Here is a 14945-nt window from a genome sequence, read left to right as displayed (position 1 = left end):
TGCTCACACATTTTCGCAAGGTTTAAATTAAGTGCATTAGAGCCCGGAAGTCAGGGTGATCACCCCGGGGTTAACCTCTAGCGCCAACTTAAAGCGTGACAGCAAGGCCTGTTTCGGGTCTTGCTTATTCAGGCTATACACAGGATATTGGCTCAGTGCCTGAGTCAATAACTGCTGCACCTGCTCAGACAGGGGCGCCAACTTACCGCGGTAACCCATGGCATCTATATCCGCATTAAGGATTTTAAAATCCTGCAAATAGATGGCATCCTGCTTAGCGTTAAAATACGGCGCAGCGGCAATGTTTAAGCGCACTCGCACCGGCACCTTTAGCGCCAAAGCCTGCATCATCACAGTATTATCCAGCGCCAGCTCAATGCCATTAGGGCTATGCTCAGGGCCGATTTGCACACCAATATCGTTCACCGTCAGCTCCATGGGCACGCCCATTACCGTGGCATTGGCGCCATAACGGTCGCTTTGTTGTAACAAGCTCTGCTCAAGCTCGCCGCTCGTTAAAGAAAATACACTCAAGGGTGCATGACCGGCGCAGCCGCTTAACAAAGCGACACCAGCCAATACCAGACCCACTAACCATTGCTTCATACTGATACCATCTTATCTAAAACTACAACCAGGCGCTCAATCTCGGCTTGCGCACCCTGACAAATACCCTGCTCGTTAACGCCCACGCCAGCTAACCAAGCAAGTAACAACTCCTCGCTGGTGTGCTCAACGCCGTGGTGCTTATTATCAAGCATACTCACCTGCTCTTGCATACGCTGTGTAGAAAGCGACTCTGGGCTGGCCAGATTATTGGTGATCTCCAGGCGTAGCACCAATTGCTCAGCGGTTAAATCCACGCGGGTGCCACTTAACCAATCTGCAGGCACAGCCTGCTGCTCGGCCAAAGCGGTACGCAGCTCCTGGAAGTGACGGGTTTGCAACGCCTGCTCTTTGGCATTTAACGCCGCCTCAATTCGAGCCGCAAGTTGCTGCCGTTGACCTTGCAGTTCGCGCACCAATTGCAGCTGCTGCACATCATTGAGCAAGTGTTGTAAATCCGCATTGCTTTGCGCCTGCGCCAGTTGTTGCTCAAGGGCTTCAAGGGCACTCACCTGCTCCGCCTTTTGCTCGGCATGGGCTTGTTGCTGCTGTTCCTTAGCGGCATCGCGCTGTCTGAAAATACCGTCATTTACACGACGAAACGCCTGCCACAACTTACGCTCTTTAGCGTTACCGGCAAAACCAATTTGTTGCCATTGCTGTTGTAGCTCTTTTAGCTTGTTGGTGGCTGCAAACACATCACTGGTGTCCAAAGCTTCCGCCTGCTGCAAAAGCGCTTCTTTGGCATGAGCATTGTCTTGATAGAATTTGGCTACACGCTCGGCCATATCCCCTTGCGCATTGCCAAATGCCTTACTCAATTTATGATAAAGCTTACTTTCTATGTGCTTGGCGGCGCGCCATTGTTTTAATAGCGCGTTGAACTGGTGTTCCAGCTCCCGCGTCTCAAGCTCGGCGGCACGCTCACTCAGGCTTTGCATCTGTGCGATTAACTGTTCGCGCTCGGCCATGGCCTGCTCTTTAAGCGCTTGTTGCTCGGCAAAATACTCGCGACAAGGGGCAAAGGCCGCCTCGATCGCCTGCTCAAATGCTTCTTTCGCCTGCTGCGCCACCTCTGGGCCCAGCAACTGCCAGCTTTTACGCAAACGCTTTACCTGGGCTAAGCGCTCGTTGGCATCATCGCAGTCACCCTGTGCCAGCTCTTTCGCCGCTTCAAGTAACTGCTCCTGCTGCGCTTCACCGGCATACTGGTGCCAGTCTTTGGCATCATCCAGGGTTTTGGCAAGGCTTTCGTATTCGCGGCTTAGATCATTTTGAAAATGTACTGCCAATTGCGCATATGCTTCTTGCAGACCATTAAACACGCCAAAGGCAACGCGGTAACGGCCTTGATTAATAAGGCGGCGAATATCTCGCGCCTTTTTACGCGCCACGCTCTGCAGTTGCTTTTGCTCCTGAATCAGGGTGTCATTCTGGCTCTGCCAGTGCTTTTTGGCCTGATTAAATTGTTGCTGCCAAAGCGCCGCCAGCTCTTTGGGAAGTGCCTTAATGGCCTGCTGCAGTTGCGCGCGGAGCTCGGCTTCAGCGCTAAGCGCCGCGTCAAGCTCACTGATATCAGCGGGGACACTTAGGTTGCCATAGCTGGCCAGCTGCTCACGCAGGGCATCCACGTCTTGCTCATAGGCCGCCAGCTGCTCAACCTGCTTAAACAGACGCTCTAGCTCTTGCTGCTGACTTTGCAGCTCACTACCTGCCTGCAGGTCTTGGCTTTGCAACATGTCCTTGGCTTGCGCTACTTTCGCATAAAGCCAGTCGGTTTGAATTTGCTCATTACCATCGAAACGCAGGGCCATGGCATTGCTGATCTCTTCCGCCAAGGCACTGAGATTAGCCAGCGCCAAAACGCTGCGCTGCTTGGCTAGTTGCTGCGCTTGCTCTTGCTCATACGCGACCTTTAGTTTGTCGCTGTGCGCGCTGAGTTTGGCCGCCAGCTGCGTATACTTGCTTTGTGTTTGCCCGCGCAGCTCTTCGTCCAGCCACTCTAGCTCTAACTGCTGGAATTGCTTTTCCAGCTGCAGAAACTGGCTGTTAACCAGCTGATAATCGGTTTTTTCACGCAAGGCATTGAGCTTGGCTAGAATCAGCTTAACTTGCTCTGCCACCTCTAGCGGCATCTGCTCTTGGCGTTGCTGCTCGTCAATTACCTTTTGCAGCTTGTCCTTGGCCTCACCCTTGGCGACCTTAAGCAGTTTTTCGGTTAGCTGTAATTTCAGCACCAGCTCACACAATTGCAGTTGCAATGCTCTATCGGCGCTGCGAAATACCTGCTCCAGCAAAGGTGCTTTGTTTAAACGGGTTAACAGTTTAATTTTGACGGCCGCGGTTTTTTCTTGCAGCGCCAGTTGCTCCAAGGTTTTATCGGCGGCAAAGCGATCGATATAACGCTCTTTGTCGGTATCGCTCAGGGCGTCTGGGCTGGCCAAAATGGCCTCGGCCACTTTTTGGTTAGCAAGACGTTTGATGCTCGGCTCACCGTCCTGTTGGCACGCCTGCCACCAAAGACCCACATCGTTGAGCTTTTTCAGCGCCGCGGTACGCACATTGGCACTGGGATCCTCACAGGCCAAGGTTGTGATTATGTGTGCATCCTGTTGTTTGTCCAGCTGGGCTAATGCGCCGAGTCGGGTGGTTTCTTTTGGATGCTTCCACTTGGGTTGGAATAACTGTTTAAAGATCATTTTCACTGAACCTGGCTATTTCGTTTTCGGCCTTAAATTGCTGCTTTAATTCTTTTTTCGACTTTTGCACCAACTGGCCGTCGGCGCCAACGGTAAATTGTTCGTCGCTTTTGAGCACCTTGGCTTGATAGAGCATCACCAGTTGCACGGTTTGCTCTTTTTGTTGTTCGCTTAAAGGGTTACCGTCTGGCCACTTGCCGGTGGCGGCGCCATATTGCAAACGTTCGTAAACTTCAGGGGTGATAGACTGAACTAACTGGTCAATATTCATAATTTTTTTCTTTTCAAAAGCACGAGACGAACACGATTAACTAGATACCAAACAACCCCGATGGCGATTGCCACATAACAGGTGGTTTGCTGCCAAGAGCCCGGCACAGGATGATGCCAGTAAAGCACGAAAAAGCCACCGAGGAAGAGAATTAAGGCGATAAAAGACTGGTTCATCAGCGACTGCTGCTTTTGCGTTTTAGAACGCGCCGCCATACGGTTTTTGGTCTCGGCATCCATTTCGCCAAAAACGGCATTGCAATGGGGACAGGCTTGATGTTTGTCGGATATCGACTTTTGACATTGCGGACATGAAATTATGGCCATGCTTACTCCTAGGTGCAATTAGGTGCCAATACACGCGCCAATAAAAAAGGCGCCACTTGGCGCCTCATTGTACTGGTTTTATTTGTCGATGTCTTTTTTGAATTTAAGCCAATCGCTGAGATTCAAAAATGGCTCTGGGCTCGCCCTTTCCATCAACAAATCGACCTTTCTTACTGGGCATCTTTCGATTGCTTGGTCGATTTCTTGGTTGATTGCTTGGCAAGACGCTCTTCCCAGAAAGTCGCATTTTTAATGCCAAGTTTAACCGGATCAAAGGTGATCTTGCCGCCTGCTTTTTTCTGGTCTTCATAATCGCGTAAACACATTAGAGCCGGTTTAGCGACAAAGAGAATCGCCAAGATACCAACAATGTTGATCCACGCCATTAGGCCAACACCAATGTCACCGATATTCCAGATATAACCAGAGCTGTTAACCATGCCGTATGAAACCATAAACATGATCACCAGCTTCACCAGCACCAGCGGGATACCGCCTTTGACATAACGATTTAAGTAGGCAACGTTGGTTTCGGCAATGTAGAAGTACGCCAGTATTGTAGTAAACGCAAAGAAGAACAAAGCGATACCAACAAAGGCATGACCAAAGTCACCAAAGACATTAAACAAGGCCATTTGGGTAAAGGCTGCAGAGCCAATCTCAGTTGCTGCATCAACGTTTTGGACAATAAACTGGCCCGCTGGCAAGTCGCCTACCACATTGTATTGCTTGGTAATAAGGATCATTAACGCGGTCGCCGTACAAACGAACAGCGTATCTACATAGACAGAAAACGCTTGTACCAGACCTTGCTGCGCCGGATGGTCAACTTCAGCCGCAGCGGCTGCATGCGGGCCCGTACCCTGACCGGCTTCATTCGAATAAATACCACGTTTTACACCCCAGCCGATGGCCGCACCGAAACCGGCTTGGGCGGTAAAGGCATCGGAGATGATCAGCGAGAAGATTCCAGGCACTTTATCCAGGTTTAGAAATACCACGATTAAAGCCAGAACTATGTAACCCAAGGCCATAAATGGCACGACAAATTGGGTAAAGTGGGCGATGCGTTTAATACCACCAAAGATAATAAAGGCCAGAACAATCAGAATAACAGCCAAAGCTACCAGCTTATAGGTGCCTACCTCGCCAAAGCCAGTCGCTACCATCTCACCGTTACCAAATACCTGAGTAAAGGCGTTACCTACCGCATTGGCCTGCACGCCGGGTAAAAAGACACCACAAGCAACGATGGCCGATACGGCAAATAAAATGGCCAACCATTTTTGCTGCAAGCAACGGTCAAAATAGTAAGCCGGGCCACCGCGATATTGACCATCTTCTTCTGTTTTATAAATTTGCCCCAGAGTAGACTCGGCATACGCAGTACTGGCACCCAAAAATGCCACTATCCACATCCAGAAAATAGCACCCGGACCACCAAAGCCTATGGCAGCAGCAACGCCGGCGATATTACCTACACCTACGCGACCTGATAAGGAAACGGCCAAGGCCTGAAAAGATGAGATGCCTCGGCTCGATTCATTCGAGCTCAGCAGCAATTTACACATTTCTTTGAAATGCCTAACCTGGGCGAAACGGGTTAATACGGAATAAAATAGACCTGCACCTAGACAGAGATAAATGAGTGCACTACTCCACACAATGTCATTAACGGCGCTTACAAAAGCTTCCATAGATATCCTCTATAATTATATTTCTTATTCTTAGTTACGATACTCTGCGTTAGCTACTGAGAATGCGCGACATAAGGCAGTGAGAATTAGCAAGCATACTTACCTCACTCTTCAACCTTTGGAATATTAACTTATACTGCCTAAGTTTGTTAACACTTAATTTTCAATCCGTTCGACCTATGGGCTCGAGTAGAGCTTACCCCGTAAGTAAATCTTGTTTCATTTTAATGCGTTAAACTTCTAGCTGAGTTTATCCCGGCTAAATTGAAAGCAATAAAAAAGGCATGGATCGTTAACCAACCCATGCCTTTATCGCTTTAAACTCAATGATGGGCACAGTAATAGCCAATGCCCACGTTAAAGCCTGTTATCTCAACTTATCAACCACAGCAACGATGGCGCTGAGGGTATCCTGACCGAATTGGTAAGAGCGACGGTCTGACCAACCATAATCCAAGTCTGGCAGGTTGTTATTGTCTTTAAACGGCATTTCTACCGTGTAAGCCAAGGCCTTAAACTCTTCGGCAACCGCACTGGATGCCACGGTCAAGTTGGCCTCGCCCGGTGCATCCTTATCGTAACCAACCTCATCCTGGAACTCCGGCGTGATGGTTAATAGCGCTTGCTTAAAGGTATTTTCTAACTCTTCCAGGCGTGCATCATAGCTTGGGATCCCCTCACTACCGGCGACAAAGTTATAAGGGATAGACTCATCACCGTGAATATCCAGATGCATATCCAGACCCACTTCGCGCATCTTGTTAAGCACCAAGAAGACTTCCGGGCTCTTTTCCATGCTTGGTGTGGCCCACTCACGGTTAAGGTTTACACCGGCGGCGTTGGTACGCAAATGACCACGAACGCTGCCATCCGGGTTCATGTTCGGCACTACGTAGAATACGGCTTTGCACAGCAGTGCAGCAGCATGGGGGTCTTCGTCGTCCAGTAGCTTGTGCAGCAAACCTTCAACGAACCACTCGGCCATGGTTTCACCCGGGTGCTGACGCGCAGTGATCCAGATATTTTTCTTCTCTGCGCTCGGCTCACCAATACGCAAAACCGTCATATCGCGACCATCCAGTGTTAGGCCTAGGTTTTGCGCTTCACAAATGGCGTGGCTTTGTGCCCAGTAAATCAGGTCCAGGTGACGATCGTAGCTGTATGGTGCAAAGTAGGCGAAGAACATCTGTGAGCATTCCGGCTCAACGTCGATAACCAGGGTGCCGTCTTCATAACGGGTAGGAACGCGGAACCAGGTTTGACGATCATAAGAAGCAACCGCCTGGTAATCGTCCCAACCTTCCGGATAGGCCGACTGCGCCAGATTGTTGATCTGCAAACGGTGCTCAACAAATGGCGTGGTTTCTAGGCGAAAATGAAACCACTGATAAAAATCAGACTGGTTGTCCTTATTGATCTCTAGCTGGATATTCATCGGGTTTTCACTAGCGATAACCTGGATATTACCACTGTCGAAATTACTGGTGATCTTCATTGCTGATCCTTATTGTTAATGAGATAACCTGGCCCTTCCCTAGTAATAGGTCGGTAAAGCCAGTTTTAGCAATAAAAAAGCCGACACTCGGTGCCGGCTAGTCTTGTTCTATACGCTTATTAGCGTGGCAAGCTTGGGTGAGTAACCTCAGCCATGTCTTGCATACAACGTACAACCTGACAGCTGTAGCCGAACTCGTTATCGTACCAAACGTAAAGTACTACGCGGTCACCGTCAACAATCGTTGCTTTTGAGTCAACCACACCGGCGTAACGGCTGCCTACAAGGTCAGTCGATACGATTTCAGTCGATGCTGTGTAGTCGATTTGGTCACGAAGGTCTGAGTAAAGTGCCGTGTCACGTAGGAAGGCGTTTAGCTCTTCTACGTTCGTTGCAGTCTCAAGGTTCAGGTTCAAAATAGCCATTGAAACGTTAGGCGTAGGTACGCGGATAGCGTTACCAGTTAGCTTGCCTTCAAGCTCTGGAAGCGCTTTAGATACCGCTTTAGCTGCACCAGTAGAGGTGATAACCATGTTCAATGCAGCAGCACGACCACGACGCTCGGCCGAGTGGTAGTTGTCGATAAGGTTCTGGTCGTTGGTGTACGAGTGTACAGTTTCAACGTGACCATTCTTGATACCGAACTTGTCGTTAAGAGCTTTCAAAGTAGGTGTGATGGCGTTAGTTGTACAGCTTGCTGCACACACGATCTTGTCTTCTGCTTTGATATCACTGTTATTAACACCGTATACGATGTTCTTGATATTGCCTTTAGCAGGAGCGGTAAGTAGTACTTTCGCCGCGCCTTTAGCTTCAAGGTGCTGACCTAGGCCCGCTTCGTCTTTCCAGATACCTGTGTTATCAACAACGAGTGCGTCTTTGATACCGTAAGCCGTGTAATCAACTTCGCTTGGTGAGTTCGCGTAGATCACCTGGATGTAGCTGCCGTTTGCTTTAATAGCATTACGCTCATGATCAACAGTGATTGAACCGTTGAAAGGACCGTGGATTGAATCACGACGCAACAGGCTGGCACGCTTTTCAAGGTCACCGTCTTTACCGCCACGAACAACGATAGCACGAAGGCGAAGATCAGCGTAAGGACCTGATTTTTCGATAAGTAGACGAGCTAGTAAACGACCGATACGACCGAAACCGTAAAGTACTACGTCGCGCGGCTCTTTCGCTGCACCGGCGTTAACGATTTCAGCTAGTTCATCGTTTAGGTATTCTTCAACAGAGCGACCATTGGCTGCATCTTTGTATAGGTAGTTGTAGGCTAACTTACCGATATCGATACGAGCAGAGTTTAACTCCATTTTGCTAATGGCTTCTAGGAATGGGAAGCTTTCACGTAAACGCAGTTTTGAATCTTCAAATTGAGCGACGGTTTTGTGCGCTTTAATGATATCGATGGTGCTGGCGCTTACTAGCGGACGGCCATATACAGCAATTTCGATACCACGGTTGCGGTACAGTTTACCAATAATAGGTTGCATACTTTCAGCGAAGTCTTGGCGTTCCTGCCAGCTGTTTAAGTATTCTTGCTCGTGAGATAAGGTCATTGTTTCTGCCTTTGAAATTTGATTTGAACGGATATCAACCCCAGCACTTAATTGTTCCGACCACAAAGTGAGAGCGCGATCAAGGACAATATGCCTGTTGCCGGGCGCCCATATTCTAATGCAAAGTGGCGACAATAACCACCTCTAGTTATTGTTAACTCATTAGCCCAATAAGAGACGGAGAAAAATTAAAGGATTGGGATAGGAAATAACGGCGTTCAAAAACACAGTGCCGGACAGGGGCTTAAATAAATGTGCAGGCAAGGAATAGCGGCCAATTTCAGGCATTAAAAAAGCAGCCCTAAGGCTGCTTTTTATGATTAAGACTCAAGCTTACTGGTACCGACTTCAACACGGGTTTTCAGTTTTTGCCCAGGCCTAAAGGTAACCACACGGCGCGCCGAAATAGGAATATCCTCTCCGGTTTTTGGGTTACGACCCGGTCGCTCTTTCTTATCGCGAAGATCAAAATTGCCAAAGCCAGAAAGCTTGATCTGCTCCCCATTCTCTAAAGCTGAGCGGATTTCTTCAAAAAACGCTTCAACTAGTTCTTTGGCATCCTTTTTATTGATCCCCAACTTCTCAAATAGGTGTTCAGCTATGTCGGCTTTGGTAAGCGCCATATCTAGTCCCTCAACGATGCATTAAACTCTTTAGCCAAAGTGGCTACGACGTTGTCGACAACTTGGTTGATATCCTTCTCTTCGAGCGTTCTATCAACCGCCTGCAGTGTCAGAGCAATTGCCAAACTCTTATAATCTGGCTCTATACCTTTGCCCTTATACACATCGAATAAGTTTAGGTCAACCAATTGATTTCCGCCAACTTTTTCTATCGCGGCCAAAACATCACCGGCATTTACTTCGTCTTTGACTAAAATCGCGATATCGCGGCGGTTCGATGGGAACTTTGAAATAGCCTTAGCCTGTGGCAACACGCGGTTGTTAAGCGCGGCGATTTCAATTTCAAACACAAATGCGGTGCCGTTAATACCCAATTGCTTATGCAATTGTGGGTGTAAAGCGCCAATAAAGCCAACCTTTACGCCATCTGCATAAATGGCCGCGCTTTGACCTGGGTGCAAACCATCACAGGCCTCGGCTTTAAAGCTGAAGCGTGCACTGGTATTGCACAGCGCCAATAAAGCCTCTACATCGCCTTTGACATCGAAGAAATCCGCCGCACGGCTATCAAGATTCCAATGCTCGCCATAACAACTGCCGGCAACCACGCCGCCAATTACAGCCTGCTGCAGCACGCCGTTTTCGGCGTTTTCATCGGCAATAAACTTCAGTCCTTGCTCGAAGAAGCGAATACGTGGCTGTTGGCGATTCTGGTTATACACCAAAGTATTAAGTAGGCCAGGCATTAAAGACTTACGCATCACCGACATTTCGATAGAGATAGGATGCGGTAATACCAGGCTGTTTTCTTCACCGTGAATGGCATTTTGCACCTTAGGATCAACGAAGCTATAGGTAATTGCTTCTTGATAGCCACGGGTTACCAGGGTGTCGCGCATACGCTTGATGGCTACGTCCGCTTCGTTATGACGGGTCATATTCAACTTGGCTAATGGCGCCTCGTTAGGAATATTGTTGTAACCGAATACGCGTGCCACTTCTTCGATTAGATCTTCTTCGATGCGAATATCAAAACGGTAGCTAGGCACATCCGCCTGCCAGGTGTTGTTATCGAACTGCACATCCAGACCTAGGCGGCGCAAGATATTGGTAACAGTTTCATCATCGATATGATAACCAATGACGCGGTCTAGACGCTCGCGACGAAGTGTTACCGCCGTTACCTTAGGCAATTGCTCAGGGGCAACCGCTTCAACGATTGGGCCAGCCTGACCGCCAACGATTTCAAGCAGCAATGCAGTAGCACGCTCCATGGCATCGCGCTGCAGGGCGAAATCTACACCACGCTCATAGCGGTGTGAGGCATCTGTATGCAAACCATAGCTGCGTGCTTGGCCGGCAATCGCAACTGGGTTGAAGAAAGCACTTTCAAGCAGGATGTCTGAGGTCTTTTCGGTTACACCCGAGTGCTCACCGCCAAAGATACCGGCCATGGCCAGGGCCTTGTTATGATCGGCGATCACTAGAGTCGATTCGTTTAATTTCGCCGTGTTGCCGTCAAGCAATACCAGCTCTTCACCTGCGTTGGCGCTACGTACCTTGATACCACCTTCGATGGCATTAAGATCAAAGGCGTGCATAGGGTGACCTAGCTCAATCAACACATAGTTGGTCACATCTACGACCGGGTCGATTGAACGAATGCCACTGCGACGCAGTTTTTCAACCATCCACAGTGGTGTTTGCGCATCCAGGTTAATGCCCTTTAACACGCGACCAAGATAACGCGGACATGCCTCTTCATTCACCAGCTCAATGCTGATCTTATCGTCGATTGTTGGTTCAACCGCAGGAATTTCAAGCTCTTTAACGTCTAGGTTGTTCAGTACACCCACTTCACGAGCCAGGCCTTTAATACCTAAACAGTCGCTGCGGTTTGGCGTTAAATCAACGTCGATAATCTTGTCGTCGAGAGCAAGATATTCACGTAGGTCCTGACCGATAGGCGCATCAAGAGGCAATTCCATGATGCCGTCGCCTTCTTCGCTGATACCTAGCTCAACAAACGCACATAACATGCCGTGTGAAGGCTGGCCACGTAGCTTGGCTTTTTTGATTTTAAAGTCACCCGGAAGAACGGCACCCACTTTCGCTACGGCCACTTTTAGGCCTTGGCGACAGTTTGGCGCGCCACAGACGATATCGAGTAGCTCGTCTTCGCCCACGTTAACCTTGGTCACACGCAGTTTATCTGCATCCGGGTGTTGGCCACATTCAACCACTTCACCTACAACTACACCTTCAAATTGACCCGCAGCGGCATCAACACCGTCTACTTCAAGGCCAGCCATAGAAAGTTGTTCTGCCAGTTCATTCGCGTCGATGGCCGGGTTAACCCATTCGCGTAACCACTTTTCACTGAATTTCATTTATCACGACCTCTTAACGGAACTGGTTTAGGAATTTCATATCATTTTCGAAGAAAGCGCGTAGGTCGTTAACGCCATAGCGCAGCATGGTCAGGCGCTCTACACCCATACCAAAGGCAAAGCCAGTGTATTTTTCAGGGTCGATGTTTACCGCACGTAATACGTTCGGGTGCACCATGCCACAGCCTAATACCTCAAGCCATTTACCGTCTTTACCCTTTACATCTACTTCCGCCGAAGGCTCGGTAAATGGGAAATATGACGGACGGAAACGGATTTCCATGTCTTCTTCAAAGAAGTTACGCAGGAAGTCGTGCAGAATACCTTTAAGCTCAGTGAAGCTGACGTCCGTATCTACCATCAAGCCTTCAACCTGGTGGAACATAGGCGTATGAGTTTGGTCGTAGTCGTTACGGTATACGCGACCAGGCGAGATAATACGCAGCGGCGGTTGCTCGGTTTCCATGGTGCGAATTTGTACACCACTGGTCTGGGTGCGCAATACCAACTTAGGATTGAAGTAAAAGGTATCGTGATCCGCACGGGCCGGGTGATGAGCCGGAATATTCAGGGCATCGAAGTTGTGGAAATCATCTTCTACCTCAGGGCCCGACTTAACGGCAAAGCCAAGCTCGCCGAAGAAGGATTCAATACGCTCTATGGTGCGCGTAACCGGGTGCACACCGCCTGAGGCCATATTGCGACCCGGCAAGGTGACATCAATTGTTTCAGCTGCAAGTTTAGCTTCTAACGCAGCAGCACTCAGTGCTTCACGTTTAACATTGATTGCTTCAGTAACTTCTTGTTTTGCTTGGTTAATTACTTGGCCTGCGCTCTTACGCTCTTCTGGCGCCATTTGCCCAAGTGTTTTAAGTAGCCCGGTTATTTCACCTTTCTTACCAAGGTAGTTTACGCGCACATCTTCTAGGTGCGCGATTTCGCTGGCTGTTTCAACCGCCTTTAAGGCGTCAGCCAAAATCGCTTCTAAGTTCATCGGATACCTGACTAGGGTGATAATTTAAAGTGTTTATTTAGCCACTTATGATAACCAAAGGGCCGCATTGATTCTAGCCCCGCGCGCCTGTTTCTACAGCTTTAGTGTGGCTTTTATAAAAGGAATGGTGAGCTTGCGTTGTGCCGCCATGGATGCATGATCCAAAGTATCGAGTACATCCAGTAAGGCACGCATATCACGACTAAGACGCGTCAGTAAAAAACGCGCACATTCATCGGATAGCTCCAGGCCGCGCATCTTGGCGCGGTTGGTCAGTGCCTGCGCCTTATCATCATCGCTCATGGAGCGAATTTGCAAGGTGGTGCCCCACTTTAAGCGCGACTCGAGATCAGGCAGATCCAAATGCAACATATCAGGCAGCAAGTCGGCGGAGATAAGTAAGAGCTTACCTGGCTCGTTAAAGCGGTTAAAGAAGTTAAAAAGCGCTTTTTCCCAGGCTTCATCACCGGCAATAAGATGTAAATCATCGATACAGACCACATCGAGGGCATCCACCCCTTCAAGCACTTGCGGGCCGTAATGCTGCACTTCGCTCAGTGATAACAGCATGCTGGACAAGCCAAGCTCCTGAGCATGAACACAGGTGGCATAAAGCAAATGCGATTTTCCGGAATCACCTAAACCGCATAAATAGGTATATTGAAACTGCTCGTTCAACTGATTAAATGACGAGCGCAGATGACTAACCTCTAAGGAATCCTCACCGCCAAAATAACTGGCATAGGTTTCGTCATCCGGCAAGGTCACCGGCAGTGCTAATTGCGAGCTAAGCATCATAGATTACTGCCACGCGTACTCGAGCGCATCATTACTATTGGAGTAGTAAAACTTCTGCGGATCGCGATAGTCACTAAAGTAAGAATCCAGGGTTAACGCTTTCTTGAGATCTTCCACACCACCTGTGTGGCTAATACGGATCTCAACCAGCTCCTGACTGATGTGCGTCACCGCCGCATCGGTCACTACACTTAAGCTTTTTAAACGGCGCACGGCATATTCAATATCGACAAAATTCTGAGTGTTATATAGCTTTAGGGTTTGCTGTTGCGCTTCATAGCTGGAGCTAGCATCAATTGCATATTCGCTCGCCAAAGCGCTGGCTAAGGCATCAATCATATCGCCCACAACCTCTTGTTGTTCGCCCTGATGCTTTACTCCTTCAAACTGATCTTCATTGGTAAAACGCCACTCCAAGGCCCAGCCGTCGGTGTTTTCATCTTTATAAAGACGCGCAGATACAACCCGCTCAGCCATATAGCGCTCAGAGGCAATATCCAGAGAGTCACTGAAGTTACCCCAAACATCGGCCACGGTCACATGTTGGTGATCCTCTAAATCAAATAACGGCGTTACCACGGGGACACCACGACGGGATGCTCGCTCGGCAATTTGCTCTTGAATTTGCGGGTAAGAGTCGGCGGTCATCAGTTCACGACGCCAACCATCTTCTATGGCTAACCAGATCGCCACCAAGGGACGACGATTGCCCCATAACGGAAGGCCTGCGTCACGCACCAAGGCGTTAACCTTGTTGCCATCAAATTCTACCTGTAAATAAGATTCACCCTTATTATCCGCGTACTCATATTTAGTCATGTAACTAGCGATATCGGGCAAGGCAGCACGCACTTTAGAGTTTTCAGCCGCATTGGCGTCACCAGTCACTTTAACAAGGACATTAAGCAGCGCATTTTGGCTCGCGGTAGCTCGGCTAGTTCGGGTTTTATCTTCGACCGGCTGGCGATATTGGTATAAGTCTTTTACTTCAATTGCCTGCAGCGGCAAAGCGCCAAAAGCTATAACTAGCAGTAATAAATTACGGATCACGTCGTCTTAAACCTTAGTGTGAATGCCCTGATCCTAAAACAAAGCCAGTGACAAAGCAAAGGGTTAGCCAAGATTAGTTAACTAGCTGAATCCCTGGTTAATTAGCTGCTCACAGGCGGCTAATTTTGGTGCAATTGCTCCCCTACTTTTTTCTGAATTTTTGAGTAAGGAACTAATGAAGCTACTTAATGAGTTTACCCCAGCAAAACAATAAACGTTGTGTAAAACCTAAAATTCAGAAAGCAAAAAGGCTGCTGTATTATTGCTGCAATCGAATGTATTGGAATAAAAAGCATAAACGCCAGAAAGCAAAAAACCCGCTCATTGAGCGGGTTTTTCTGAATAGGAGCCTGGTGATGACCTACTTTCACATGGCAAATGCCACACTATCATCGGCGCTGTTCCGTTTCACTACTGAGTTCGGCATGGGG

The 14945-nt window shown here is 48.7% G+C and carries 13 protein-coding genes; 1 reads left to right on the top strand and 12 read right to left on the bottom strand.

Going from position 1 to position 14945, the window contains the following annotated elements; genetic code table 11:
• Window positions 1-36 precede the first annotated feature (36 nt).
• The 12 genes from C2M17_RS05040 to C2M17_RS04985 form a co-directional block, all read right to left on the bottom strand.
• The gene (locus C2M17_RS05040; protein ID WP_105199784.1) at window positions 37-606 is read right to left on the bottom strand and encodes a DUF1439 domain-containing protein; all 570 of its coding nucleotides are present in this window, start codon (window positions 604-606) and stop codon (window positions 37-39) included.
• Window positions 603-3305 carry a DUF349 domain-containing protein gene (locus tag C2M17_RS05035; RefSeq protein WP_105199783.1) on the bottom strand — a complete coding sequence of 901 codons (2703 nt, stop codon included), beginning with the start codon at window positions 3303-3305 and terminating at the stop codon, window positions 603-605. The genes C2M17_RS05040 and C2M17_RS05035 overlap by 4 nt, the downstream gene beginning before the upstream one ends.
• Complete coding sequence (locus tag C2M17_RS05030; RefSeq protein WP_105199782.1) at window positions 3295-3576, bottom strand: YeaC family protein; 282 nt, start codon at window positions 3574-3576, stop codon at window positions 3295-3297. Before C2M17_RS05030 ends, C2M17_RS05035 begins: the two co-directional genes overlap by 11 nt.
• Entirely contained in the window at window positions 3573-3902 is a 330-nt protein-coding gene (locus C2M17_RS05025; protein WP_105199781.1) for a hypothetical protein, read from the bottom strand. The genes C2M17_RS05030 and C2M17_RS05025 overlap by 4 nt, the downstream gene beginning before the upstream one ends.
• A gap of 170 nt (window positions 3903-4072) precedes the next feature.
• Window positions 4073-5599 carry an alanine/glycine:cation symporter family protein gene (locus tag C2M17_RS05020; protein WP_105199780.1) on the bottom strand — a complete coding sequence of 509 codons (1527 nt, stop codon included), beginning with the start codon at window positions 5597-5599 and terminating at the stop codon, window positions 4073-4075.
• A gap of 367 nt (window positions 5600-5966) precedes the next feature.
• Window positions 5967-7094, bottom strand: a complete 1128-nt coding sequence (locus C2M17_RS05015) for a M14 family metallopeptidase (protein WP_105199779.1) — start codon at window positions 7092-7094, stop codon at window positions 5967-5969.
• A gap of 119 nt (window positions 7095-7213) precedes the next feature.
• Window positions 7214-8659 carry a glyceraldehyde-3-phosphate dehydrogenase gene (locus C2M17_RS05010; protein ID WP_105199778.1) on the bottom strand — a complete coding sequence of 482 codons (1446 nt, stop codon included), beginning with the start codon at window positions 8657-8659 and terminating at the stop codon, window positions 7214-7216.
• A gap of 320 nt (window positions 8660-8979) precedes the next feature.
• On the bottom strand, window positions 8980-9282 hold the full coding sequence (ihfA, locus tag C2M17_RS05005; protein ID WP_105189518.1) for an integration host factor subunit alpha: 303 nt from the start codon (window positions 9280-9282) through the stop codon (window positions 8980-8982).
• Window positions 9283-9284: 2 nt separating this feature from the next.
• Window positions 9285-11672 (bottom strand): phenylalanine--tRNA ligase subunit beta, encoded by a 2388-nt coding sequence (pheT, locus tag C2M17_RS05000; RefSeq protein WP_105199777.1) that lies wholly within the window; start codon window positions 11670-11672, stop codon window positions 9285-9287.
• 13 nt (window positions 11673-11685) lie between these two features.
• Entirely contained in the window at window positions 11686-12666 is a 981-nt protein-coding gene (pheS, locus tag C2M17_RS04995; protein ID WP_105199776.1) for a phenylalanine--tRNA ligase subunit alpha, read from the bottom strand.
• A gap of 93 nt (window positions 12667-12759) precedes the next feature.
• A complete protein-coding gene (hda, locus tag C2M17_RS04990; RefSeq protein ID WP_105199918.1) occupies window positions 12760-13461 on the bottom strand; it encodes a DnaA regulatory inactivator Hda in 702 nt (233 codons plus the stop codon).
• Window positions 13462-13467: 6 nt separating this feature from the next.
• Window positions 13468-14514, bottom strand: a complete 1047-nt coding sequence (locus C2M17_RS04985) for a DUF2066 domain-containing protein (protein WP_105199775.1) — start codon at window positions 14512-14514, stop codon at window positions 13468-13470.
• 188 nt (window positions 14515-14702) lie between these two features.
• Between C2M17_RS04985 and C2M17_RS16000 the strand changes: the two genes are divergently transcribed.
• Window positions 14703-14945: hypothetical protein (locus C2M17_RS16000; protein WP_233997919.1), on the top strand; the 243-nt coding region annotated here is incomplete at its 3' end.

This window comes from Pseudoalteromonas sp. T1lg10 (assembly GCF_002964545.1).
In the GTDB taxonomy this organism is placed as follows: Bacteria; Pseudomonadota; Gammaproteobacteria; order Enterobacterales; family Alteromonadaceae; genus Pseudoalteromonas.
This window is presented reverse-complemented; position numbering and strand designations above follow the sequence as displayed.

What these genes read in the sequence shown, in the direction of transcription:
- C2M17_RS05015 (WP_105199779.1), bottom strand. Translation starts at nt 7,094, where the DNA reads ATGAAGATCACCAGTAATTTCGACAGTGGTAATATCCAGGTTATCGCT.
- C2M17_RS05025 (WP_105199781.1), bottom strand. Translation starts at nt 3,902, where the DNA reads ATGGCCATAATTTCATGTCCGCAATGTCAAAAGTCGATATCCGACAAA.
- pheT (WP_105199777.1), bottom strand. Translation starts at nt 11,672, where the DNA reads ATGAAATTCAGTGAAAAGTGGTTACGCGAATGGGTTAACCCGGCCATC.
- C2M17_RS05030 (WP_105199782.1), bottom strand. Translation starts at nt 3,576, where the DNA reads ATGAATATTGACCAGTTAGTTCAGTCTATCACCCCTGAAGTTTACGAA.
- C2M17_RS05020 (WP_105199780.1), bottom strand. Translation starts at nt 5,599, where the DNA reads ATGGAAGCTTTTGTAAGCGCCGTTAATGACATTGTGTGGAGTAGTGCA.
- pheS (WP_105199776.1), bottom strand. Translation starts at nt 12,666, where the DNA reads ATGAACTTAGAAGCGATTTTGGCTGACGCCTTAAAGGCGGTTGAAACA.
- ihfA (WP_105189518.1), bottom strand. Translation starts at nt 9,282, where the DNA reads ATGGCGCTTACCAAAGCCGACATAGCTGAACACCTATTTGAGAAGTTG.
- hda (WP_105199918.1), bottom strand. Translation starts at nt 13,461, where the DNA reads ATGCTTAGCTCGCAATTAGCACTGCCGGTGACCTTGCCGGATGACGAA.
- C2M17_RS05035 (WP_105199783.1), bottom strand. Translation starts at nt 3,305, where the DNA reads ATGATCTTTAAACAGTTATTCCAACCCAAGTGGAAGCATCCAAAAGAA.
- C2M17_RS05010 (WP_105199778.1), bottom strand. Translation starts at nt 8,659, where the DNA reads ATGACCTTATCTCACGAGCAAGAATACTTAAACAGCTGGCAGGAACGC.
- C2M17_RS05040 (WP_105199784.1), bottom strand. Translation starts at nt 606, where the DNA reads ATGAAGCAATGGTTAGTGGGTCTGGTATTGGCTGGTGTCGCTTTGTTA.